Origin of the sequence: Pseudarthrobacter sp. SORGH_AS 212, from assembly GCF_030818145.1 — a bacterium.
Classification (GTDB): domain Bacteria; phylum Actinomycetota; class Actinomycetes; order Actinomycetales; family Micrococcaceae; genus Arthrobacter.
Window position 1 is genome coordinate 253,637 of sequence record NZ_JAUTAA010000001.1, and the last position, 22,891, is coordinate 276,527.

Annotated in this window: 21 protein-coding genes and 1 pseudogene; 4 read left to right on the forward strand and 18 right to left on the reverse strand. The window is 65.9% G+C overall.

Annotation, left to right across the window (positions count from 1 at the left end):
* Window positions 1-2: 2 nt before the first annotated feature.
* On the reverse strand, window positions 3-1,343 hold the full coding sequence (locus QE394_RS01110) for a glutamine synthetase family protein (RefSeq protein ID WP_056077714.1): 1,341 nt from the start codon (window positions 1,341-1,343) through the stop codon (window positions 3-5).
* Between the two features lie 275 nt (window positions 1,344-1,618).
* Here QE394_RS01110 and panB point away from each other — a divergent pair, with 275 nt between their 5' ends.
* On the forward strand, window positions 1,619-2,509 hold the full coding sequence (gene panB / locus QE394_RS01115) for a 3-methyl-2-oxobutanoate hydroxymethyltransferase (RefSeq protein WP_261621164.1): 891 nt from the start codon (window positions 1,619-1,621) through the stop codon (window positions 2,507-2,509).
* Between the two features lie 33 nt (window positions 2,510-2,542).
* Here the strand turns inward: panB and QE394_RS01120 are convergent, their stop codons facing one another.
* Window positions 2,543-2,707, reverse strand: coding sequence for an SPOR domain-containing protein (locus QE394_RS01120; RefSeq protein WP_156368347.1), 165 nt, complete (start codon window positions 2,705-2,707; stop codon window positions 2,543-2,545).
* Window positions 2,708-2,827: 120 nt separating this feature from the next.
* On the opposite strand from QE394_RS01120, the gene map reads away from it, so the two are divergent.
* Entirely contained in the window at window positions 2,828-3,706 is an 879-nt protein-coding gene (map, locus tag QE394_RS01125; RefSeq protein ID WP_349033541.1) for a type I methionyl aminopeptidase, read from the forward strand.
* A gap of 90 nt (window positions 3,707-3,796) precedes the next feature.
* Window positions 3,797-4,600: a polyphosphate--glucose phosphotransferase gene (gene ppgK, locus QE394_RS01130; protein WP_056077499.1), complete on the forward strand. Its 804-nt coding sequence runs from the start codon at window positions 3,797-3,799 to the stop codon at window positions 4,598-4,600.
* 203 nt (window positions 4,601-4,803) lie between these two features.
* On the opposite strand, the gene nrdR is transcribed toward ppgK, so the two are convergent.
* The 3 genes from nrdR to QE394_RS01145 form a co-directional block, all read right to left on the reverse strand.
* Window positions 4,804-5,307 carry a transcriptional regulator NrdR gene (gene nrdR / locus QE394_RS01135; protein WP_056077502.1) on the reverse strand — a complete coding sequence of 168 codons (504 nt, stop codon included), beginning with the start codon at window positions 5,305-5,307 and terminating at the stop codon, window positions 4,804-4,806.
* A 196-nt stretch (window positions 5,308-5,503) separates the two neighbouring features.
* On the reverse strand, window positions 5,504-6,880 hold the full coding sequence (hisD, locus tag QE394_RS01140) for a histidinol dehydrogenase (RefSeq protein WP_349033542.1): 1,377 nt from the start codon (window positions 6,878-6,880) through the stop codon (window positions 5,504-5,506).
* A 9-nt stretch (window positions 6,881-6,889) separates the two neighbouring features.
* Complete coding sequence (locus QE394_RS01145; RefSeq protein ID WP_349033543.1) at window positions 6,890-7,432, reverse strand: hypothetical protein; 543 nt, start codon at window positions 7,430-7,432, stop codon at window positions 6,890-6,892.
* A gap of 153 nt (window positions 7,433-7,585) precedes the next feature.
* Here QE394_RS01145 and QE394_RS01150 point away from each other — a divergent pair, with 153 nt between their 5' ends.
* On the forward strand, window positions 7,586-8,086 hold the full coding sequence (locus QE394_RS01150; RefSeq protein ID WP_056077511.1) for a flavin reductase family protein: 501 nt from the start codon (window positions 7,586-7,588) through the stop codon (window positions 8,084-8,086).
* A gap of 83 nt (window positions 8,087-8,169) precedes the next feature.
* On the opposite strand, the gene dnaE is transcribed toward QE394_RS01150, so the two are convergent.
* The 13 genes and pseudogenes from dnaE to ftsW all read right to left on the reverse strand — a co-directional run bounded on the left by dnaE (window position 8,170) and on the right by ftsW (window position 22,889).
* Complete coding sequence (dnaE, locus tag QE394_RS01155; RefSeq protein ID WP_261620566.1) at window positions 8,170-11,727, reverse strand: DNA polymerase III subunit alpha; 3,558 nt, start codon at window positions 11,725-11,727, stop codon at window positions 8,170-8,172.
* A gap of 50 nt (window positions 11,728-11,777) precedes the next feature.
* On the reverse strand, window positions 11,778-12,704 hold the full coding sequence (locus tag QE394_RS01160; protein ID WP_261620565.1) for an RluA family pseudouridine synthase: 927 nt from the start codon (window positions 12,702-12,704) through the stop codon (window positions 11,778-11,780).
* Window positions 12,697-13,269, reverse strand: a complete 573-nt coding sequence (lspA, locus tag QE394_RS01165; RefSeq protein WP_349033544.1) for a signal peptidase II — start codon at window positions 13,267-13,269, stop codon at window positions 12,697-12,699. The genes QE394_RS01160 and lspA overlap by 8 nt, the downstream gene beginning before the upstream one ends.
* A 90-nt stretch (window positions 13,270-13,359) precedes the next feature.
* Entirely contained in the window at window positions 13,360-14,046 is a 687-nt protein-coding gene (locus tag QE394_RS01170; protein WP_349033545.1) for a DivIVA domain-containing protein, read from the reverse strand.
* 176 nt (window positions 14,047-14,222) lie between these two features.
* Entirely contained in the window at window positions 14,223-14,510 is a 288-nt protein-coding gene (locus QE394_RS01175; RefSeq protein WP_056077522.1) for a YggT family protein, read from the reverse strand.
* A gap of 121 nt (window positions 14,511-14,631) precedes the next feature.
* On the reverse strand, window positions 14,632-15,162 hold the full coding sequence (gene sepF, locus QE394_RS01180) for a cell division protein SepF (protein ID WP_056077525.1): 531 nt from the start codon (window positions 15,160-15,162) through the stop codon (window positions 14,632-14,634).
* Window positions 15,163-15,232: 70 nt separating this feature from the next.
* The gene (locus QE394_RS01185; RefSeq protein WP_349033546.1) at window positions 15,233-15,991 is read right to left on the reverse strand and encodes a YggS family pyridoxal phosphate-dependent enzyme; all 759 of its coding nucleotides are present in this window, start codon (window positions 15,989-15,991) and stop codon (window positions 15,233-15,235) included.
* A complete protein-coding gene (locus QE394_RS01190) occupies window positions 15,984-16,673 on the reverse strand; it encodes a polyphenol oxidase family protein (protein WP_261620563.1) in 690 nt (229 codons plus the stop codon). Before QE394_RS01190 ends, QE394_RS01185 begins: the two co-directional genes overlap by 8 nt.
* A gap of 8 nt (window positions 16,674-16,681) precedes the next feature.
* On the reverse strand, window positions 16,682-17,929 hold the full coding sequence (ftsZ, locus tag QE394_RS01195; RefSeq protein WP_056077533.1) for a cell division protein FtsZ: 1,248 nt from the start codon (window positions 17,927-17,929) through the stop codon (window positions 16,682-16,684).
* Between the two features lie 186 nt (window positions 17,930-18,115).
* Window positions 18,116-19,054, reverse strand: a complete 939-nt coding sequence (locus QE394_RS01200; protein WP_056077536.1) for a cell division protein FtsQ/DivIB — start codon at window positions 19,052-19,054, stop codon at window positions 18,116-18,118.
* Window positions 19,047-20,442: pseudogene (gene murC / locus QE394_RS01205) on the reverse strand (UDP-N-acetylmuramate--L-alanine ligase). The gene QE394_RS01200 and the pseudogene murC overlap by 8 nt, the downstream one beginning before the upstream one ends.
* On the reverse strand, window positions 20,439-21,539 hold the full coding sequence (gene murG / locus QE394_RS01210; protein ID WP_261620561.1) for an undecaprenyldiphospho-muramoylpentapeptide beta-N-acetylglucosaminyltransferase: 1,101 nt from the start codon (window positions 21,537-21,539) through the stop codon (window positions 20,439-20,441). The pseudogene murC and the gene murG overlap by 4 nt, the downstream one beginning before the upstream one ends.
* A gap of 6 nt (window positions 21,540-21,545) precedes the next feature.
* Complete coding sequence (ftsW, locus tag QE394_RS01215) at window positions 21,546-22,889, reverse strand: putative lipid II flippase FtsW (RefSeq protein WP_056077546.1); 1,344 nt, start codon at window positions 22,887-22,889, stop codon at window positions 21,546-21,548.
* Window positions 22,890-22,891: the final 2 nt, after the last annotated feature.

The following is a 22,891-nucleotide window of genomic DNA, read 5'->3' on the forward strand; positions in this document are numbered from 1 at the left end:
GCCTAGAGGATGCCGAGGTTGCGCTGCAGTTCGTAGGGCGTCACCTGCAGCCGGTAGTCCTGCCATTCCGCGCGCTTGTTGCGGAGGAAGTGCTCGAAGACCTGCTCGCCCAGGATTTGCGGCATGAGTTCCGAGTCCTCCATGGTGCGGATGGCGTCATGGAGGCTGGCCGGCAGGGGGTCGTGGCCCATGGCCCGGCGTTCGGCCGAGCTCAGCGACCAGACATCGTCCTCGGCTGCGGCGGGGAGGTCGTAGCCTTCCTCAATGCCCTTGAGCCCGGCGCCCAGGAGCACCGCATAGGCCAGGTAGGGGTTGGCGGCCGAATCGATGCCGCGGTATTCGATCCGGGCAGACTGGCCCTTGCCCGGCTTGTACAGCGGCACGCGGACCAGTGCGGAGCGGTTGTTGTGGCCCCAGCTGAGGTAGCTGGGCGCCTCGCCGCCGCCCCAGAGCCGCTTGTAGGAGTTGACGAACTGGTTGGTGACGGCGGTGAATTCCGGCGCGTGCTTGAGGATGCCGGCGATGAACTGTCGGGCGGTCTTGGAGAGCTGATATTCCGCGCCGGCTTCGAAGAACGCGTTGCTGTCGCCTTCGAAAAGCGAGAAGTGGGTGTGCATGCCTGAGCCGGGGTGGGCGGTGAACGGCTTCGGCATAAAGGTGGCGTAGGTTCCCTGCTGGAGGGCGACCTCCTTGATGACCGTGCGGAACGTCATGATGTTGTCCGCCGTCTGCAGGGCGTCGGCGTAGCGGAGGTCGATTTCGTTCTGGCCCGGGCCGCCTTCGTGGTGGCTGAACTCCACCGAGATTCCCACCGACTCCAGCATGGTCACGGCCGTCCGGCGGAAGTCCTGGGCGACGCCGCCGGGCACGTGGTCGAAATAGCCGCCCTCGTCCACCGGTACCGGCGCGCCGTCGGGGCCTGGTTCCTGGGACTTGAGCAGGTAGAACTCGATCTCAGGGTGCGTATAACAGGTGAAGCCCATGTCCGCGGCTTTGGCAAGAGTCCGTTTGAGGACATTCCGTGGATCAGCGGTGGAAGGCTCGCCGTCAGGGGTCAGAATGTCGCAGAACATCCGTGAGGTCTGTTCAGTCTCGCCACGCCACGGCAGGATCTGGAAGGTTGCCGGGTCTGGCTGCAGCAGCATGTCCGATTCAAAGACCCTGGCCAGGCCTTCGATGGAGGAGCCGTCGAAGCCGAGGCCTTCCTCGAACGCCCCTTCAACCTCGGCCGGCGCCAGCGCCACGGACTTCAGCGATCCCACGACGTCGGTAAACCACAGGCGCACGAAACGTACGTCGCGCTCTTCGATTGTGCGCAGGACAAACTCTTGCTGGCGGTCCATGATGGCCTCTTCTCCGGTCAACGTCCATGCTCCGGGTCCACGCATGGGGAAAGCCGGCAGCAGTTCACAAACACTGTACTAAGCATTCGACGCCGATGCTTGAGCCTGCGCCGCACGTAACACAGCATTAACCTGCCGCACGGTCCACGGCAGCCCGCGGCGCCGGTTTTCCCGTTCCCCGGCAGCGGGCCGGCGCCCTTGGGTATGACGGTTATCACCTTTGCCGCCCGCCCCCGCGGTAGCTTGGACGGCCGGTACCGCACTACGCTCGTCCCATGGCCTCCAACAGCTCCGAATCACGCGCGTCCGCCGAAGTACCCGCCCCCTACGGCAGCGGCCCCGCGCAGCCGGCGCCCGCAGCTGAGCGGAAGCCGGCCAAGGTGCGTATCCACCACCTGCAGCAGGCCAAGCGGGACGGGACCCGGTTCGCGATGTTGACCGCCTACGAGCAGTACACTGCCGAAATCTTCGACGCCGCCGGGATCGAGGTCCTCCTGGTGGGTGACTCCGCTTCCAACAATGTCTTTGGGAACGAGACCTCCCTGCCCGTCACCGTTGACGAGCTCCTCCCCCTCTGCCGGGCGGTTGCGCGTACCGCCAAACGCGCACTGGTGGTGGCGGACCTGCCCTTCGGCAGCTACGAGGTCTCCGCGGAGCAGGCCGTGGCCACCGGCGTGCGCTTCCTGAAAGAGGGCCTGGCTCATGCGGTCAAGATCGAAGGCGGCGCCTACTATGCCCCCACCGTCCGGGCCATGGTCCAGGCCGGTGTACCTGTCATGGCCCACATCGGTTTCACCCCGCAGAGCGAACATGCCCTGGGCGGCTACCGGGTCCAGGGCCGCGGCGACGATGCGCAGCGCCTGATTGACGACGCCGTCGCTTTGGCCGGGGCGGGCGCGTTCTGTGTCCTGATGGAGATGGTCCCGGCGGAGACGGCGGCCGCCGTGGACGCCGCCGTCGACGTTCCCACCGTGGGCATCGGGGCCGGCAAGGAAACCACCGGCCAGGTGCTCGTCTGGCAGGACATGGCCGGACTTCGCGGCGGCCGGATGGCCAAGTTCGTCAAGCAGTACGCGGACCTGCGCAGCACGCTGCTCGACGCAGCCACGCAGTACGGCGACGACGTCCGGACCGGGCAGTTCCCTGGACCCGAGCACTCCTTCTAGGCCGGCACCTGCTTCCGGGCGGGCACCTGCCCGTCAGTCGTCGTCGCCCTTTTCCCAGGTCTCGTTCCGGGCGCGGACCTTCTCGATCGCGTGCTCGGCCTCTTCCCTCGTCTTGTAGGGCCCGATCAGCTGGCTCCAGTCGGAAAGCCTGTCCTCTTCGACCTCGTGGGTATTGACGTTGTACCAGTACTCAGGCATTGCTGCTCCTCGGGTTCGGCCGGCGCGTCCGGAACGTGATCCGCGTAACGTTGATTCGTACGGCGGCATACCCGGCTTCGCGGTTGTTAGGCGTTCTGTGGTGCCTTATATGATCAATCTATGCCTTCCCTTGCCTCGACTGCACCCATCGGCACCCTCACCCCCGGTACCGTCAGCCCGCAGCGTCCCGTCCCGGAGTCCATCCCCCGCCCGGAGTATGTGGGCAAACCCGCCCCGGCCAAGTTCACCGGCTCCGAGGTGAAATCCGCGGAGACCATCGAAAAGATCCGCATCGCGGGGAAGATCGCGGCGCAGGCCATCGTCGAGGTGGGAAAACACATTCAGCCCGGTGTCACCACCGACCAGCTGGACAAGGTGGGCCATGAGTTCCTCCTCGACCACAACGCCTACCCCTCCACCCTCGGCTACCGGGGCTTTCCCAAATCGCTGTGCTCTTCGCTGAACGAGGTCATCTGCCACGGCATCCCGGACAGCACGGTGGTCCGGGACGGCGACATCATCAACATCGACATCACCGCCTTCATCAACGGTGTACACGGCGACACCAACCACACCTTCCTGGTGGGGGACGTGGATGAGGATTCCCGGCTGCTGGTTGAACGGACGCAGGAATCCCTGAACAGGGCCATCAAGGCCGTTGCCCCGGGCCGCGAAATCAACGTCATCGGCCGCGCCATCCAGTCCTACGCCAAGCGCTTCGGCTACGGTGTGGTCCGGGACTTCACCGGGCACGGCGTGGGCGAGGCTTTCCACACCGGGCTGATCATCCCGCACTACGACGCCGCCCCGGCCTACAACACCGTCATCGAAGCCGGCATGGTCTTCACCATTGAGCCGATGCTCACCCTGGGCACTGTGGAATGGGACATGTGGGCCGACGACTGGACCGTTGTCACCAAAGACCACAAGCGCACCGCCCAGTTCGAGCACACCCTCCTCGTCACCGATAACGGCGCCGAAGTCCTCACCCTGCCGTAACGCGCCGCACTGCGACCTAACAGGTCCGCGGGAGCTGCACGCCACCTGCACCCTATTCCCTGCCCGTCCCCTGCCACGAACGGAAACCCATTGGCCAAGAAAGACGAGAAGTCGCACAAGAACGCCCCGCTGATCGGCATCGACATCGGAGGCACGGGAATCAAGGGCGGCATCGTCGACCTGAAAAAGGGCAAGCTCCTGGGCGACCGGTTCCGTGTGCCCACACCGCAGCCGGCCACCCCAGAGGCCGTGGCCGAGGCCGTGGCACTGGTGGTAGCTGAGCTTTCCGCGCGTCCGGAGGCCCCGGAGGCCGGCTCACCGGTCGGGGTGACCTTCCCCGGCATCATCCAGCACGGCGTGGTCCACTCCGCCGCGAATGTGGACAAGAGCTGGCTCGACACCGACATCGATGCCCTCCTCACTGCCCGGCTGGGCCGCCCGGTTGAGGTGATCAACGACGCCGATGCCGCCGGACTCGCGGAAGCCCGCTACGGCGCTGGCGAAGGCGTGAAGGGAACCGTCCTGGTCATCACGCTTGGCACCGGGATCGGCTCGGCTTTCATCTTCGACGGGAAGCTCGTCCCGAACGCGGAGCTGGGCCACCTGGAGGTGGACGGTTTCGATGCAGAGACCAAGGCTTCCGCCGTGGCACGTGAGCGGGACGGGCTGTCCTGGGACGAATACAGCGTACTGCTGCAGCGCTACTTCTCCCACGTCGAGTTCCTGTTCTCCCCCGAACTGTTCATTGTTGGCGGCGGCATCTCCAAGCGTGCCGACGAATACCTGCCCAACCTCAAGCTCCGCACCCCGATTGTCCCGGCGGTGCTCCGGAACGAAGCCGGGATTGTGGGCGCCGCAGTCGAAATAGCCCTCAAGCACAAACTCGCCAAGTAGGCTGCGCCGCGACGCCGGCCCACCCGGCCTACGCAGAACACCCCTTCCGGATCCGGAAGGGGTGTTCTGCGTTTTGGTGTTCTGCCTTTTAGTAATCCACCGGGCGGCGGCAGTGGACGTTCGCGGCTGGTCGTGCCGCGCCATGGGCGGGTGAGGTACCGGCGGCAGCTGCGGCTTCCCCTCCGCAGCTGCCGCCGGAAGTCTTATAGGGAAGTCTTTTCCGGCTTTCGCGGCGTGGCAGGGCTTTCAGTGGCATCTTCCTGCGCCTCGTGGCGGAGCTGGGCGATGGCTGCCTCAAAGTCCTCGAGGGATTCGAAGGCCTGGTAGACGCTCGCGAAGCGAAGGTAGGCGACCTCGTCCAGCTTCTGCAGCGGACCAAGAATGACCAGGCCCACCTCATGGGCGTCGATTTCCGCGGCGCCGGAAGCGCGGATCTGCTCTTCGACTTCCTGCGCCAGCATGGCGAGGTCGTCTTCACTCACAGGGCGCCCCTGGCAGGCCTTGCGGACGCCGTTGATGACCTTGCTGCGGCTGAAGGGTTCGCCGACACCGGACCGTTTGATGACCGACAGGCTGGTGGTCTCCACGGTGGTGAACCTGCGCCCGCACTCCGGGCACTGGCGGCGCCGGCGGATGGCGGACCCGTCGTCAGCCATCCGGCTGTCCACGACCCGGGAATCGGGATTGCGGCAGAACGGACAGTACATGGCGTCCCTCTCTCGCAGGGGTCCCTTCGGGGACTGTGGAATCGGCAGTCGGCAGGTGAAGACTATGGTGGCACAGGTTCGCGGCATTACTGCCGCGGCCTCCAGTTTACGGCGGCTCGCGGGTGAATAACAAGCGTGTCATTACTACATGTAGTGGGCGTACCAACTACATGTAGTGCCAATGCCCTGTCCGGGCTTAGCCGGCGGCGCCCGGGAAACGCGCCGTGACCGCGTCACCGTGGGCGGGCAGGTCCTCTGCGCGCGACAGGTTTACAATGTGGTTGCTGACTTCAGCAAGGGCGTCCCGGCTGTAGTTCACCACCTGGATGGCGCGCAGGAACGTGGTGACGTTCAGGCCGGAGGAGAAGGCCGCGGTTCCGCTGGTGGGGAGCACGTGGTTGGAGCCGGCGCAGTAGTCACCAAGGCTGACCGGGCTGTAGTCCCCCACGAAGATCGCCCCGGCGTTCCTGATCCGCGCCGCGACGGCAGAAGCGTCCTCGGTCATGATCTCCAAGTGCTCGGCGGCATAGGCATCACACGCCGCGATACCCTGCTCCAGGCCGTCCACCAGCACCACGCCCGATTGGGGGCCGGACAGGGCTTGACGGACACGGTCGGAATGCCTGGTCGAAGCGGCCTGCACGTCCAGCTCCGCGCGCACTGCAGCGGCGAGGTCCTCCGAATCCGTGATCAGGACCGACGCCGCCTGGGGGTCGTGCTCCGCCTGGCTGATCAGGTCGGCCGCAACCAGGGCAGGCTGTGCGGTGGAGTCAGCGAGGATTGCAATCTCGGTGGTGCCTGCCTCGGAATCGATGCCCACCACACCCTTCACCAGGCGCTTGGCAGTGGCGACGAAGATGTTGCCGGGCCCTGTCACCACGTCCACGGGTTCCAGGGCCGGGCCGGCTTGCGCCGCCTCAACGCCGTAGGCGAACGCTGCGATGGCCTGCGCGCCGCCGATGGCGTACACCTCAGTGATTCCCAGCAGGGCGGCCGCGGCAAGGATGGTGGGGTGCGGCAAGCCGCCGAACTCCTTCTGCGGTGGCGACGCCAGGGCGATGGATTCCACACCGGCGGCCAGTGCCGGCACCACGTTCATGATGACCGACGACGGGTAAACGGCCAGGCCGCCGGGCACGTAGAGGCCCACGCGTGCCACTGGAACCCAGTTCTGGCTGACCAGGGCCCCGTCGCCGAGTTCGACGTCGACATTGCGGGGACGCTGGCCGTCAGCGAAGATGCGGGCACGCCGGATGGATTCCTCAAGGGCTTTCCGGACGGCGGGGTCCAGGTTGTCCAGGGCCGAGTCGAGGGCCTCCGCGGGCACCCGGGGGTGGGACTGCTTCACACCGTCGAACCGGAGGGCCAGCTCAGCCAGCGCCCCGAACCCGCGCGCGCGGACGGCGCCGATAATGTCGAGGACCTTCTCTTCGGCGTTGGCCACCGTCTGTCCCTGCGCGCGGGGCACGGCCGCGCGGAGCCCGGCGAGCGTCAGGTTTCGGCCCCGGACGTCCACCGTCCGGAAGTTCACGGCAGTGGCGGGGGTGGCGGGGAACTCCGATGAAATGGTCACCGGACCATTTTACGGGGCGCCGCGGCCACTGCTGCCAGCGGCATCCTCCAGCCGGTTCCCGGCGCCGGGCTTCCTGCCAAGCTGTTCCAGGAGTTCCAGGACAAAAACGGAAATGGCGGTGGCTGCCGGCCACAGGAGCAACACCGGCAGTGCGCGGAGCGAAAACGCCAGGCTTGCATTCACGGAGGTGTCCACCGGAGTGCCCCACAGGCGTCCGACCAACATACCGGTCTGCCAGGCAAGGACGCTGCCAATCACCGCCCCAGCCAGGCCCAGCACCAACGACGCCTCCGGCCGGGGGCGCCGGCGGTCGGCCAGGAACACCGCAAGGAGGCAGCCGGCAAGGACCATCAGGCCAGCGAGCGTGAGGTCCCGCGGCAGCCAGACCGAGGGGTTGGAGCCGGTAGCCAGTGCCGGGTCCCGGGTGATCAGGTTGAGGCCGCCCGGCGCCAGCAGCCACCACAGGATTCCGGCGGGAATGCCGGCAACCGCAGGAACGGCGAAGAGGGCCCACGGCAGGCGCGGCCGGTCCCGGCGGGGTGTAAGTGTCATGCCACAAACCTTAACAAATGTTCCTGCCCGCGGACCGCGGCCCAGCCACGGGATGTTGCCCTCCCGCCAGTGTCGGAATGTTGCCCTCCCGGGGAAGGCGGACAATAGGGTTAGGAAACAAGCAACTGCCCATCCAGCCTTCAGGAGTACCGGGTGACCGACAACAGCGCGCAGTTCGAGCGGACATTCAGGGAAATGTTCCGGCGCCACGCAGCCGGGGTGGCCATCATCACGGTCAACTACCAGGACGAGCCCTACGGCTTCACGGCCACGTCAGTGGCTTCGCTCTCCGCCCAGCCGCCACGCTTCACCTTCAACATGGCCCGCAGTTCGCGTTCCTGGCCGGCCGTGGCCAACACCACGTATATCGGAGTCCACATGCTGGGGCTCGAAAACCAGCAGCTGGCCGCACGGTTCTCGGCCGCCGGAAACCGTTTCGAGGGCGACCACTGGGCAACCGGGCCGCACGGGGTTCCCGTGCTGAAGGACGTTGCAGGTTGGCTGATCGGCGAAGTTCAGATGCGCCTTTCCTTCGAAAACAACGCCGTGGTGGTGGTCCAGGTGGTGGACGGCCAGGTGGGCGGCGAAGGCACTCCCCTCCTGTACCACGCCGGGGGTTACGGCCAGCCTGTCCCCCTCGACTACGAAATCTAGCCCCGGCGAAGACACCTCCCGCGGAAGGGCGGACGACGGCGGAAGGCGACTTCCGCCGTCGTGCTTCCCTGGGGGAAGAGCGCCTAGGCGTCCAGGCAGGCGGGGCCCAGGAGGACTTTCAGGTCGCCGAACAGCGAGGGGCTCGGGTTGACCCGCAGGTGCACAGGGAGGCCCATGACCTCGGTGCGGGTGTCGCCCTGGAGGTGCAGCCGGACCTCGGAATTTCCCCGGTGGGTACGGAGCACATCGCCGAGTTCGGTCACTACAGCCTCGGTGGCCTTGTGCGTCTGCATGGTGATGACCAGGGGGCCGTTCAGGCCTTCGCTGAGGTCGGGGACGGACAGTTCCATGCAGTTCAGGGTGATGGCGCCGTCGTCGCGTTTCTGGAGGCGGCCCTTCACCACCACGATCAGGTCCTCGGCGAGCACTGAGGCGATGGGTCCGTAGACCTGGCCGAAGAACATGACCTCGATGGAACCGCCAAGGTCCTCCACCTCGGCGCGTGCGTAGGCGTTGCCGCTGGCTTTGGCGATCCTGCGGCTGAGCGAGGTGATCATGCCTGCGATGGTGAGGATTGCGCCGTCCTGCGGCCCGTCTTCACCCAGGATGGTGGTGATGCTCATTTCCGCGTGCTGGCTCAGGACGCCTTCCAGGCCCTGGAGCGGGTGGTCCGAGACATACAGCCCCAGCATGTCGCGCTCGAACGAAAGCTTGTCCTTCTTCTCCCACTCAGGCAAGTCCGGGATCTCGATGCTCAGCGACGCTTCGGACTCGGCCTCCTCGAAGCCCGCGAAGAGGTCGAACTGGCCAATCGCCTCGTTGCGCTTGAGCGTGATCACGGAGTCGATGGCTTCTTCGTGGATCATCGCCAGCGCGCGGCGGTGGTGGCCCAGGGAGTCGAAGGCGCCGGACTTGATCAGCGACTCGATGGTCCGCTTGTTGCAGACCACCGCCGGTACCTTCATCAGGTAATCCTTGAAGGACGTGTAGGCGCCCTCGCTCTCACGGGCGGCAACCATGGCCTCCACCGCGTTGACGCCGACGTTGCGGATGGCGCCCATGCCGAAGCGGATGTCCGTGCCCACAGGGGTGAAGTTCAGGGCCGATTCATTGACGTCCGGGGGCAGGACGGTGATGCCCATGCGACGGCACTCGTTGAGGTAGATGGCCGATTTGTCCTTGTCGTCACCCACAGACGTCAGCAGCGCAGCCATGTATTCGGGCGCGTAGTGCGCCTTCAGGTAAGCGGTCCAGTACGAAATAACGCCGTACGCGGCCGAGTGGGCCTTGTTGAACGCGTAGTCGGAGAACGGGAGCAGGATGTCCCAGAGGGTCTTTACGGCCGCCATGGAGTAGCCGTTGTCCTGCATGCCCTGGGAGAAGCCGGCGAACTGTTTGTCCAGTTCCGATTTCTTCTTCTTGCCCATGGCGCGGCGGAGGATGTCTGCCTGGCCCAGCGAGTAGCCGGCCAGCTTCTGCGCCACGGCCATGACCTGCTCCTGGTAAACGATCAGGCCGTAGGTGCCGCCGAGGATCTCCTTAAGGGGCTCCTCCAGTTCCGGGTGGATAGGGATGACTTCCTGGATGCCGTTCTTGCGGAGCGCATAGTCGGTGTGGGCGTTGGCACCCATGGGACCCGGCCGGTAGAGCGCAAGGACAGCGGAAATGTCTTCGAAGTTGTCAGGCTTCATCAGCTTGAGCAGGGACCGCATGGGTCCCCCGTCGAGTTGGAAAACGCCCAGGGTGTCGCCGCGGGCCAGGAGCTCGTAGGACGGCGCGTCGTCGAGCTCCAGGTTTTCGAGGTCCAGGTCGATGCCGCGGTTCATCTTGATGTTCTCGAGGGCGTCGGAAATGATCGTCAGGTTCCGCAGGCCCAGGAAGTCCATCTTGATCAGGCCCAGGCCCTCGGACGTGGGGTAATCGAACTGGGTGATCACCTGGCCGTCCTGGAAGCGGCGCATGATGGGGATCACGTCGATGATCGGGTCCGAGGACATGATGACGCCGGCGGCATGCACACCCCACTGGCGTTTCAGGCCCTCGATGCCCAGGGCTGTCTCGAAGACCTTGGCGGCCTCCGGATCCGTGCTGACAAGCTGCCGGAAGTCCCCTGCTTCGCTGTACCGCTTGGCCTCCGGGTTCTGGATGTCGGCCAGCGGAATGTCCTTGGCCATGACGGCCGGGGGCAGGGCCTTGGTGAGCTGCTCCCCCATGCTGAACGGGTAGCCCAGCACGCGCGAGGAGTCCTTGAGCGCCTGCTTGGTTTTGATGGTGCCATAGGTCACGATCATGGCCACGCGCTCGTCGCCGTACTTGCGCGTCACGTAGTCGATGACCTCAGAGCGGCGCCGGTCATCGAAGTCGACGTCGAAGTCGGGCATGGAAACGCGGTCCGGGTTGAGGAAGCGTTCGAAGATCAGGCCGTGCCGCAGCGGGTCGAGGTCCGTAATTCGCATGGCGTACGCCACCATGGAACCGGCGCCGGAGCCACGGCCGGGGCCGACGCGGATGCCGTTGTTCTTGGCCCAGTTGATGAAGTCCGCCACCACGAGGAAGTAGCCGGGGAAGCCCATCGAAGTGATGACGCCCAGTTCGTAGTCCGCCTGCTTGCGGACCTCGTCCGGGATGCCCTTGGGGTACCGGTACTGCAGGCCCTGGTCCACTTCCTTGACCAGCCAGGAGGTTTCATCCTCACCCGGAGGGCAGGGGAACCGCGGCATGAAGTTGGCGTTCGTGTTGAACGACACTTCGCACCGCTCGGCGATCAGGAGGGTGTTGTCGCAGGCCTCAGGGTGGTCGCGGAAGAGCTCGCGCATTTCCCGCGGAGACTTCAGGTAGTAGCCGCTGCCGGAGAACGCGAAACGGGAGCCGCCGTTGTCGTAGGTGGGCTCCAGCAGGGTCGAGCCGGACTGGATGGCCAGCAGCGCCTCGTGCGCCTTCGCATCGTGCTCATGGGTGTAGTGGAGGTCGTTGGTGGCCACCAGCGGCAGGTTCAGTTCCTTGGCCAGGCGCAGCAGGTCACCGGTGACGCGCCGCTCGATGTCCAGCCCATGGTCCATCAGTTCGCAGAAGTAGTTCTCGGCACCGAAAATGTCCCGGAATTCCGCCGCGGCTTCCACGGCTTCGCGGTACTGGCCAAGGCGCAGCCGGGTCTGGACCTCGCCGGAGGGGCAGCCGGTGGTGGCGATCAGGCCCTCGGAGTAGGTGTTGAGCAGTTCCCGGTCGAGCCGCGGCCACTTTCCGAAGACAGAATCCAGGGATGCGATGGAGGATGCGCGGAAAAGGTTCCGCATGCCCACGTTGTTGTAGCTCAGGAGCGTCATGTGGGTATACGAACCGCCACCGGAGACGTCGTCCTTGCGCTGCGATTCGTCGCCCCACCGCACGCGTTCCTTGTCAGTCCGCGCTGTTCCGGGGGTCACATAGGCTTCGACGCCGATGATGGGCTTGATGCCCTTGGCCTGGGCTTTCTGCCAGAAATCGAACGCACCGAACAGGTAGCCGTGGTCCGTGGTAGCCAGCGCAGGCATGCCCAGCCGTTCGGTTTCGTCGAACAGCTCCCCCAGCCGGGCGGCTCCATCCAGCATGGAGTATTCGGTATGGGTGTGCAGGTGGACAAACGAATCATTGCTGGAAGTCACCGCACTATTCTATGCGCTGGCTGGTTACGGCACTGCCAGGACGATGCCGCTCAGGCCTGTCCCGAGGCGAGCACGTCGAGGGCGAAGGCCAGGTCCTGGGGATAGTCGCTGGCCACGCGCACCCGCTCACCCGTCACCGGGTGGTCGAAGCCGAGTTCCCGCGCATGGAGCCACTGCCGCGTGAGTCCAAGGGTTGCGGCCAGACGCGGATCGGCGCCGTACGTGAGGTCGCCCGCGCAGGGATGGCGGAGTGCGGAGAAATGGACGCGGATCTGGTGCGTGCGGCCGGTCTCGAGGTGCACTTCCACGAGGGACGCCTTGCCAAAGGCTTCCAATACCTCATAGTGCGTCACGGATGGCCGGCCCTCTTCCGTCACGGCAAACCGCCAGTCGTGCCCCGGGTGGCGGCCGATGGGGGCATCGATGGTTCCGGTCAGGGGATCCGGCAGGCCCTGGACCACGGCGTGGTACACCTTGTCCACCGTGCGTTCCTTGAACGCCCGCTTGAGGGCTGTGTAGGCCCTCTCGGACTTGGCCACCACCATCACGCCGGACGTCCCGACGTCGAGCCGGTGGACAATCCCGGCCCGTTCCGGCGAACCGGACGTGGAGATGCGGTAGCCGGCACCGGCCAGCCCACCCACCACGGTGGGCCCAACCCAGCCGGGAGAAGGGTGCGCGGCGACCCCCACCGGTTTATCGACGACGACGAAATCGTCGTCGTCCAGCAGGATCTTCAGGCCTTCCACAATTTCCTCCACGACTTCCAGCGGATCGCGCCGCTCCGGAATGGTGACCTCCAGCGTGTCGCCGGCCGCCAGTTTCGCTGACTTGCCAAGGGCTTTACCCCGGCTGAGTACGTGCCCTTCCGCGATCAGGGCGGCGGCGGCTGAGCGCGAGATTCCCATAATGGCTGCAAGGCCTGCATCCGCGCGGGTGCCACCATACTCTTCCGTGACGATAATTTGCTCAGGCATCAGCGTCCGTGCCCTTCCGTTCGGCATGCACCCGGGTTCCGTCCAGGGAAATGCCGCGGAGAGTCAGGATGCAGATGATGGCCACAGCGGAGACCACCGCGGAATCGGCGATGTTGAAGATGGCGAAGTTGGGCAGCTGGATGAAGTCCACCACATGGCCCATGCCAAATGAAGGTTCCCGGAAGAGCCGGTCCGTCAGGTTGCCGAGCGCCCCGCCCAGCAGCAGGCCCAGCGCAAGGGCCCACCAGACAGAACCCAGCTTCCGGACCTGGAAAAGGATGGCGACAGCGACGGCGGCCATGATGATGGAGAACACCCACGTGACGTTCTCGCCGATGGAGAAGGCTGCACCGGAGTTCCGGATGAAGTACCAGTGCAGGAGGGGCGGCAGAACCGGGATGCGTTCACCCTCCACCATGGCGGATGTCACCCACACCTTGGTCAGCTGGTCGAAGACGTAGGCAAATACTGCGAATCCGGCGAAGAAGGACAGCAGCACCCCGCGTTGTGGGCGGGGTGACGGCGGGACAGGGCGTGCAGCGTCGGCGGCAAGTTCGTCAGTCATGGTGCTTTCATTCGTAAAACCGGGTCAATGCCAAAAGCCGGTGGCCGAGGAATCCTCAGCCACCGGCTTTCAGAATACGTGCTGTACGTGCTAGTTGGCTTCGCTGACTTCCGGCGTCGCCACGGAGCCACGGGCATCCAGATCGCGCAGCTGGCCTTCGATGTAGGCCTTCAGGCGTGAACGGTAGTCGCGCTCGAAGCCGCGGAGCTGCTCCACCTTGCGTTCCAGGACGGAGCGCTGCTGCTCGAGTGCACCGAGGATCTTGCGGGACTTTTCCTGGGCGTCGTTGACGAGGCTGCTGGCTTCGATCTGCGCCTCGGCGATGATCTTGTCCTTCTGCGACTGGCCGTCGGCGACGTGGCGGTCGTGCATCTGCTGCGCCATGGCCAGCAGGCCGGCAGCAGATTCAGCGGAGGGGGTGGACGTGGAGGCCGCTGCGGCTGCAGGGGCTGCGGCGACGGGAGCGGCCGGCTGGACGTCCTTCTTCTTCGCTTCGGCAGCCTTGGCCTCAGCCTCGGCCTTTTCGCGGGCTTCGTCCTTGTCAGCCTTGACGGGCGCGGGAACCTTCTCCACCACAGGGGCGGCAGCGGCGGTTGCCGGAACGCTGGAACCAGCCTCGGAGAGCTTCTTGCGGAGCTCGTCGTTCTCCTGGTTCAGGCGGCGAAGTTCAACGACGATCTCGTCCAGGAAGTCATCAACTTCATCCTGGTCGTAGCCCTCGCGGAACTTGGTCGGCTGAAAGCGCTTGTTGACAACGTCTTCTGGCGTCAAAGCCATCTGGTCACCTCACTGGTCTGGTTAGTCAGTAGGCCTTCCGGCCGTCAAAACTACGGTACCTAAATTTGGTCTGCTATCTCTAATTCAACACTGCAGTGTCAAACTCGAGTTTCCCTGCTTTACACTATCCGGTCCCGGTGGCACCGTCTTGCGTTGCATGGGTGTAAATCTCTGAATCAGGCGAAGCTCCTGGTGATTCCCATCGCAATGCTGACAGCGATGAAGAGGATCAGGAAGCCAAGGTCCAGCGAGATCCCGCCCAGTCGCAGCGGCGGAATCAGCCGGCGCAGCACTTTGAGGGGCGGGTCCGTGATCGAGTAGACAGCGTGCGCCACCACCAGGGCAACGCCGCGGGGCCGCCATTCCCGGGCGAACATCTGCACCCAGTCGAATACCAGGCGGATGATCAGGGCAACAAAAAACAGCAGGAGCGCGAGATAGACAAGTCCGAAAACAATTCCCATGCCTTAACTCATATCTCCATGTTCAAAAAGCCGATGCCGCGGTGGCGCCGATGTGTTGTGTCTATTTCAGCACAGATGCCAGACAGGTGTCCCTGCCTGGCATCTGTTCAACGTCTGCGGGTCAGCTCTGGTTGAAGAAGCTGGCCTGGGTGTCGCTGGCCTTCTTGTCGTCGCCGATGACCTCAACGTAGGACGGCGACAGGAGGAACACCTTGTTGGTGACCCGCTCGATGCTGCCGCGCAGGCCGAACACCAGCCCGGCGGAGAAGTCCACCAACCGCTTGGCATCCGACTCACCCATGTCGGTAACGTTCATGATCACAGGAATGCCGTCCCGGAAGCTCTCACCGATGAGTTTGGCATCGTTGTAGGAGCGGGGATGGATAGTGGTGATCTGGCGGAGGCCTGAGGTCTCTTCGCGGCTGGAGGCCGCACGCTTGATGGGGGTCACAGGGGCCCGGTATTCCTCTTCGGGGGTGTAGGACGTTTCACGGCTGACCTCGCGGACGGGTGCAGGTGCACGGCGTTCCTCGCGGTCTGCTTCCATCGTTTCGTCCTCATCCTTACGTGTGTTCAGTTCCTCGGACTCGTAATGCTCATCGCCGTCGGCGAGCCCAAGATAGATCATTGTCTTGCGCAGAGCGCCGGCCATGGTCGACTCCTAATCGTGTCCCGTAAGCGGGCCGCCCAATGACTTGAACAGCACTGGAGTCCCCCGCCCATCACTTCCAACAGTCCCGACTGTACCCCACGGCCGGACGCGATCCGAGAATATCGGAGCCGATCCGCAGGTGTGTCGCCCCAAATTTGATCGCAGCTTCAAGGTCCTGGCTCATGCCGGCCGAAATACCGGATGCCGCCGGGTGGGCCTGCACCAGCAGTTCCGAGACCCGGCGGAGGTTTTCGAAGGCCGGTTCGGGTGCGGCACCGAGCGGAGCCACCGCCATGACACCTGCCAGGCGCAACCCCTCCGCGGCGGCGATCCGATCGGCCAGCGCCGGAACGTCAGCGGGCAACGCGCCGCCCCGGTGCGCTCCGGCGTCGTCTTCGAGACTGACCTGGATGAAGCAGTCCAATGGCGCCCGCCCTGTGGCGTCTTGTTCGTTGAGCACCGCTTTGGCCAGCGCATCAACGAGCTGGGGCCGGTCCACCGAGTGCACGGCAGCTGCATAGCGCACCACCGACTTGGCCTTTTTGGTCTGCAGCTGGCCGACGAAGTGCCACGCCAGGCCAGCCTCAGCCAGCTCGGCCGCCTTGGCCGCGGCCTCCTGGTCCCTGTTCTCGCCGACGTCCGTGACGCCCAGGGCTGCCAGCCGGCGGATGTCATCCGCCGGATGGAATTTGGTGATCACGATCAGCCTGGGCGGTTGGCCTTCGCGCCCGGCCGACCCGACTGCCCTGGCGATGCGCTCCCGTACCGCGTCCAGACGCCCGGCGAGTTCACGGAAGCGGGGATCACCAGTTGTTGCGGCGTCATTCATGGCACCACACCAGCCCTGCAAATCGGCCGGTGTGGCGGTCCCGGCGGTAGGAGTACAGGGACGGCGTCTCAAGGGTGCAAGGCCCGCTGTATTCGACAGTCACTCCGGCGTGTTCCAACTGGCTCCGCGCGCCGGCTGGCAGGTCGAGGCCGGGAGTGCCCCAGGAGGTTGTGCTCCGGGTGGCAGGCACTGCGGCAACTACTTCCTCCTGCATGGCACCAGGAACCTCGTAGCAGCGCCCACAAATAGATGGCCCAAGCCAGGCCCGGATGCCGGTGGCCCCTAATGAGGCCATGCGCTCCAGGGCCGCGGGGATGACTCCGCCGGCAAGGCCGGGACGGCCGGCGTGGACTACCGCCAGGACGGGTCCGTCGGCCGACGCGCCGGCCAGGACAACGGGGATGCAGTCCGCCACCATCACGGCCAGCGGAGTGCCGCGTGACACCATCGCATCCGCCTCGGGAGCGGGACTGACAGCATCCATCAGGGCCACGTCAGTTCCGTGGACCTGGTTCATGAACCGGAGGCTGCCGGCACTGACGCCGAGCTCCTGTTCGAGCCGTGCCCGGCGTTGCCGAACCGACTCGGGATCGTCTCCGACGTGGAGTGCCAGGTTACCGGCGTCGCTGTTCGTGAAAGCGGCCGACACCCCCGGAAGGATGCCGGCCCGCCAGTGGAACAAGCCGCTGCCTACTTCAGGAAGTCGGGGACATCCAGGTCGTCCTGGTGGTTGCCGGTAAGGTCCGGCTCCACGACGGACGGCAGGTCCACGTCGAAACCTGAGTCTGCGGGTACCGCCGTGGGGCGCTGCTGGCCCCAGTTGCTCAGGCCGGCCGCACCGACGCCTGCGTGGACCGGCTGGACGTTCGACTGGTGGCTGCCGCCCTGGTGGTTACCGGCGGACGGCGCCTGCGACGGGGCAGGTGCTGCCGGGCGCTGCGGCGCAGCCTGTGCCTGCGGCTGGGACTGGTCCATGGACGGCGAGGTGGCCTTGACGTCGTCGAAACCTGCTGCGATGACGGTGACCCTCGCTTCGTCGCCGAGGGCGTCGTCGATGACGGCACCGAAGATGATGTTCGCTTCGGGGTGGGCAACTTCCTGGACCAGGCGTGCGGCTTCGTTGATCTCGAAGAGGCCGAGGTCCGAGCCGCCCTGGATGGACAGCAGCACACCGTGGGCGCCGTCAATGGAGGCCTCCAGCAGCGGCGAGGCGATGGCAAGCTCCGCGGCCTTGACGGCGCGGTCTTCGCCCCGTGCGGAGCCGATGCCCATGAGCGCGGAGCCGGCACCCTGCATGACCGACTTGACGTCGGCGAAGTCGAGGTTGATCAGGCCCGGGGTGGTGATGAGGTCGGTGATGCCCTGGACGCCGGAGAGCAGCACCTGGTCGGCTGAGCGGAAGGCGTCGAGGACCGAGACGTTGCGGTCGCTGATGGAGAGCAGGCGATCGTTGGGGATCACGATCAGGGTGTCCACTTCGTCGCGCAGCGCGTCGATGCCGGATTCGGCCGAGCCCGCGCGGCGGCGGCCTTCGAAGGTGAAGGGACGGGTAACGACACCGATGGTCAGGGCGCCAAGGGAACGTGCAATGCGGGCGACGACGGGCGCGCCGCCGGTGCCGGTTCCGCCGCCTTCGCCGGCGGTCACAAAGACCATGTCGGCTCCGCGCAGCACTTCCTCGATTTCGTCGGCGTGGTCCTCGGCAGCCTGCTTGCCCACCTCCGGGTTGGCGCCGGCTCCGAGGCCGCGGGTCAGTTCCCGGCCTACATCGAGCTTGACGTCGGCGTCGCTCATCAGCAGTGCCTGGGCGTCGGTGTTGATGGCGATGAATTCAACACCTCGGAGGCCGACCTCGATCATGCGGTTGACTGCGTTCACGCCACCGCCGCCGATGCCGACGACTTTGATGACGGCCAAGTAATTCTGCGGAGCTGCCACGTTACGTGTCCCTTGTTCGTGTCTTATTGCGAAAAACTGATGGTGAGCTTGAAGCCTGTAACCTTAACCTTCGAGTTGAAGGTTATAGTTATGTCAAGTAACTCATGTCTGTGACGGTATTTCCTCTGGTTCCCACATTCAATAACCGGGTCCGCGTGTCGGATTAATACCGGAAAAGAAAGCGGCTCACCGTGTCACCGGATGCCGCGGAACACTGACGTCGTAGACCCGTACGGGGTTCTTCGCATCAGCCGGAACCTTCAGCAACGCGGCCAGGACCTTGGCTTTGAGTTCCTTCTCGGAGGCGTTGCCCCACACGATGGTCTGGCCGTCCACCAGCTTGAGCTCCACCGCATCAACGGACTTGGCCGAAGCGTTCGACAACTTCGCCAGGACATCCGCGGGAAGGGCGCCCAGCACAGCGGCGGTGGCTTTGAACAGGTCCTGTCCAATGGCACCGGCGCCGCCGTCGATCAGCGGCAGGGATACCGACGCCGGGTCCGCGGTGGTAGCCAGCTGGACGCCGTCCACGTCCACCAACTGGTACTGCTCCCCCTGCTTGACCAGGGCCACGGGCACCCGTTCGTGCACGGTGACGGCAAGCCCGGAGGGCGGCCTGGCCTCAGCGGACACGGACTTGACCTGGACCAGTGGCTCGAGGAGCCGGCTGACGTCGTCGTCGCCGATCTGCGGCAGCGGCTTCCCCTGCAGCGGTTCGAGCGCCGCCTGGACCTGGGCAGGGGTCAGCAGTGACGTGCCGGACACGGAGATGGTGCGCAGCGCAAGCACCGGCGAGTACACGGCACCGGCCAGGAGGGCAGCCACCAGCGCGCACACAGTGCACACCACCACAAGCAACCTCCGCCTGCGCCGCTTTCCCCTGGGTTCCGGGAAGGCGAGGACGTTGGCGGCCGGGCCGGAATCAGCTGCTGGCGCTTTCCTGCCGCCTGTCCCGCTGGTGCGTGCGGGCGGCTTCTCTGATGCCTGGACCGGTACGCTCCGCGACGCCGAAATCACCTCGTCCGCATCCGGGGAGCCTGCGGCATCCGTTTTGCTCCGCCCGGTACCGGACGCGGGGCCTTTACGGCCCGTCGGGGTGTAGGTGGGACGGCGCGTGCTAGCCACGCAGGGCCTCCACGATCCGCGGACCGTATCCGGTCACATCGCCGGCGCCGGCGGTCAGCACAATGTCCCCGTCGGTGGCCGCGTCCGCGACGGCGGCGACGGCCTCGTCTGCACTCACCAGGCGTCCCCGGCCGGCCATGTGGTCGGCAATGAGCTTACTGGTGACGCCGGGGATGGGGTCTTCGCGGGCAGGGTAGATGTCCAGGACCAGCGCAGTATCCGCCAGGTCCAAGGCCTCAGCGAACTCCCGGGCAAATTCCCGGGTACGGGAGAACAGGTGCGGCTGGAACAGCACATGCACCTTGTGCTCCCCCCGCGACGGAGCGCGCGGCGGAAAGGGCAGCGCGGACCTCGGTGGGATGGTGTGCGTAGTCATCGAACACCCGCACGCCGCGGGCTTCGCCCTTCAGTTCGAACCGGCGGGACGCGCCGGAGAAGGAGGCCAGGGCTGACGCGGCAGCGCCGGGTGCAACCCCGAGTTCAAGCGCGACGGCGAACGCGGCCGCCGCGTTCAGCGCATTGTGCCGGCCGGGTACCTGCAGAGCGAGGTCGAACCGCCCTTCTGCGGTGGACACGGCAACGCTGCCGGGGCCGTCGTCGTGAAGCTTCAGGTCGGCGTCGCCGGCGGTGCCGTACAGCAGGACCCGGGTGTTGCCAGCCTGGCGGGTGCGGTCGGCCAGTGCCCGCGCGCCGGGGTCGTCGGCGCAGGCCACAAGGAGTCCGCCGGCGGGCAGCAGGGCGGCGAACTTGTCGAATGACTCGTACACGGCTTCGGCTGTGCCGTAGTGGTCCAGGTGGTCGGCTTCGACGTTGGTCACGACGGCGATGCGCGGCCGGTAGTTCAGGAACGAACCATCGGATTCGTCGGCCTCCGCCACAAAGATTCCAGACGTGCCGTTCGCGGCATTAACGCCCAGGGACGGGACGTTGGCGCCGATGGCAAACGATGGGTCCAGGCCGGCGCCCTGAAGCAAAACCGTGACCATGGACGTAGTGGTGGACTTGCCGTGGGTACCGGCGATGGTCACCACCGTGTCCTCCCCCATCGTGGCAGCCAGCGCTTCGGACCGGTGCAGCACGGGCAGCCCGGCTTGCCGGGCCGCAGCCAGCTCGGGATTGTCCGCCCTGATCGCCGAACCCGCCACAACGGTCTGGGCATCGCCCAGGTTGCCGGCGTCGTAGCCGACGGCGATCCTGGCACCCTTTGCGGCGAGGTCGCCCATGACGGGAAGGTCCTTGGCATCGGATCCGCTGACGGGGACGCCGCGCGCCACCATGATCCTGGCCACGGCGGACATACCGACTCCGCCCACCCCGATGAAGTGAACCCGGCCCAGGGATGCCAGGGAACCCTGGGCTTTACTGCCGGAAAGGTCACGGTTGCTCATGCGGACACCGCTTCCAGGATGAGGGCAGCCATCCGCCGGTCGGCGTCACGGACGCCCAGCCGGTAGGAGTTGGCCTCCATGGTGGCCAGCCGTTCCTTGTCGGTAACCAGCGGGACCAGTTCCTTGGCCAGCCATTCGTCAGTAAAGTCGCGGTCTTGGACCAGCAGGGCGCCGCCGGCGGCCACCAGGCCGGCTGCATTCAGTGCCTGTTCCCCGTTCCCGATCGGCAACGGCACCAGGACGGCGGGCACGCCCACTGCTGCCACTTCGCAGACGGTCGCCGCGCCGGAGCGGGCCAGCAGCACGTCTGCCGCCGAGTAGACGAGTTCCATTCCGTCCACGTACTCCACCTGGCGGTAGCCCGGTGCGGCCAGCGGCTGGCCGGCCCCGTCCAGGACTGACTTGCCGCGCCCGGTGATGTGCAGGGTCTGGATCCCAGCGGCAGCCAGCTGCCCCACAGACGCAGCGATGGTGCGGTTGATGCTTTGGGCACCGGAGGATCCGCCGGTGACGATGAGGGTGGGCTGCCGGGGATCAAGTCCTAGGGCCTCCCGGGCGGCAGTCCGCGCAGCGTTCCGGTCCAGGCCCGAGATTTCCGTCCGCATGGGCATGCCGACGTGGACGGCGTGCCGCAGCGGAGTTCCTTCGAAAGCGACGGCCACGCGCGAAGTCATCAGCGCGCCCACCCTGTTGGCGAGCCCGGGGCGGGCGTTCGCCTCGTGGATGACGACGGGGATCCTGCGCTTCCGGGCCGCGAGGTACATCGGCGTGCACACGTATCCGCCCACGCCTACCAGCACGTCGGCGTCAGCGCGGTCCAGGATGTCGCCGGCCTGGCGGACCGCCCCGGCGAGCCTGGCCGGGAGCCGCAACAGGTCGGCCGACGGTTTGCGCGGGAACGGGACCCGGTCGATCGTCGCCAGTTCAACCCCTGCTGCCGGGACGAGGCGGGTTTCCATCCCGGACGGCGTGCCCACGGCGAGGATGGCGGCGTCCGGCGAGGCATTCTTCACGGCCGCGGCGATGGCAAGGAGGGGACTGATATGGCCGGCTGTGCCGCCGCCCGCGAGGACGATGGAGGGGTTCTTCGGGTTCATGTGGGATCAGGCACGCTTTCTTGCAGTCTTCTTGTTCCGGGGGGCTTTCTCCCGCCCTGTGGCCTTGAACTTCAGCATCCGCTTGGGACGGATGGCAGGCGCCATCTGCTCCCTGGCCAGGGAAAGCACCACGCCAATGGCGCAGAGGGACATCAGCAGCGCGGAGCCGCCATAGGAGATGAAGGGCAGGGGTACGCCGATCACCGGCATGAGGCCGGTCACCACGGACATGTTGACAGTGGCCTGGCCCAGGAGCCACACCATGATGGTGCCGGCCAGGACGCGGTGGAAGGTGTCTTCCTGCGCCACCACCACGCGGTAGATGGCGGCGCCGAGGATCGCGAAAAGGATGAGTACGACGACGGTGCCCACCAGGCCGAGTTCCTCGCCGATGATGGCGAAGATGAAGTCGTTGTGGGCCTCGGGGATCCAGCTGTACTTCTGCCGGCTTTGTCCCAGCCCCACACCGAACCAGCCGCCCGAAGCCAGCCCGTAGAGACCGTTGGTGGCCTGGTAGTTTGCGTCGATGCCGTCGGCGCAGGATTCGCCTGTCCACCAGGAGGTGATGCGGCACATCCGGTTGGAGCTGGTGATGGCCATGACTGCCGCACCGGCGGCCCCCAGCAGCCCGGCGATGCCGAAGAAGTAAAGGGGTACGCCCGCGAAGAACAGCGCGGCAGCGGCGATCATCATGATGATCATGGCCGTACCGAGGTCGTTGCCGATCAGCACCAGCCCGATAACGATGACCGCCACCGGGATGGCCGGGACGAAGACGTGCTGCCAGCGCCGGAGCAACTTGCCCTTCATGGCCAGTACGGTGGCCATCCATAGTGCCAGGGCGAGCTTCGACGCCTCGGAGGGCTGGAAGGTGATGCCGCCGAGGTCGATCCAGTTCTTGTTGCCGTTGACTTCCGCGCCCACCACCTGCACCAGGGCCAGCAGGACCATGGCGGCGATGATTGCGGGCCAGGCGAGGCGCTTGAGCCACACCACGTTGATCCGGGAAAGGACGAACATGGTGAAGATGCCGATGCCCGCGAACATGCCCTGCTTCAGGGCGTCTCCATAGGGCGATTTTCCGGCGGCAATGGATTCCACGCTGGAGGCCGACAGGACCATCATGATCCCGATCGCCGTCAGTGCCAGGGTGGAGCCGAGGATGAGGTAATACGTGGAACCGTTCCGCGACGTTCCGGTGCCTTCGAGGGCTGACCAGAACCTGCGGTAGCCGTTTCTGAGCCGGACCGTGACGGGTGCCGGGCGCTGCGCCTTTGTGGCGGTGGAGCCGGTGCCGGCCGGACGGCCTGGCCGCCCGCTTGGTTGCCGGCGCGTTGGCGTGCTGACCATTC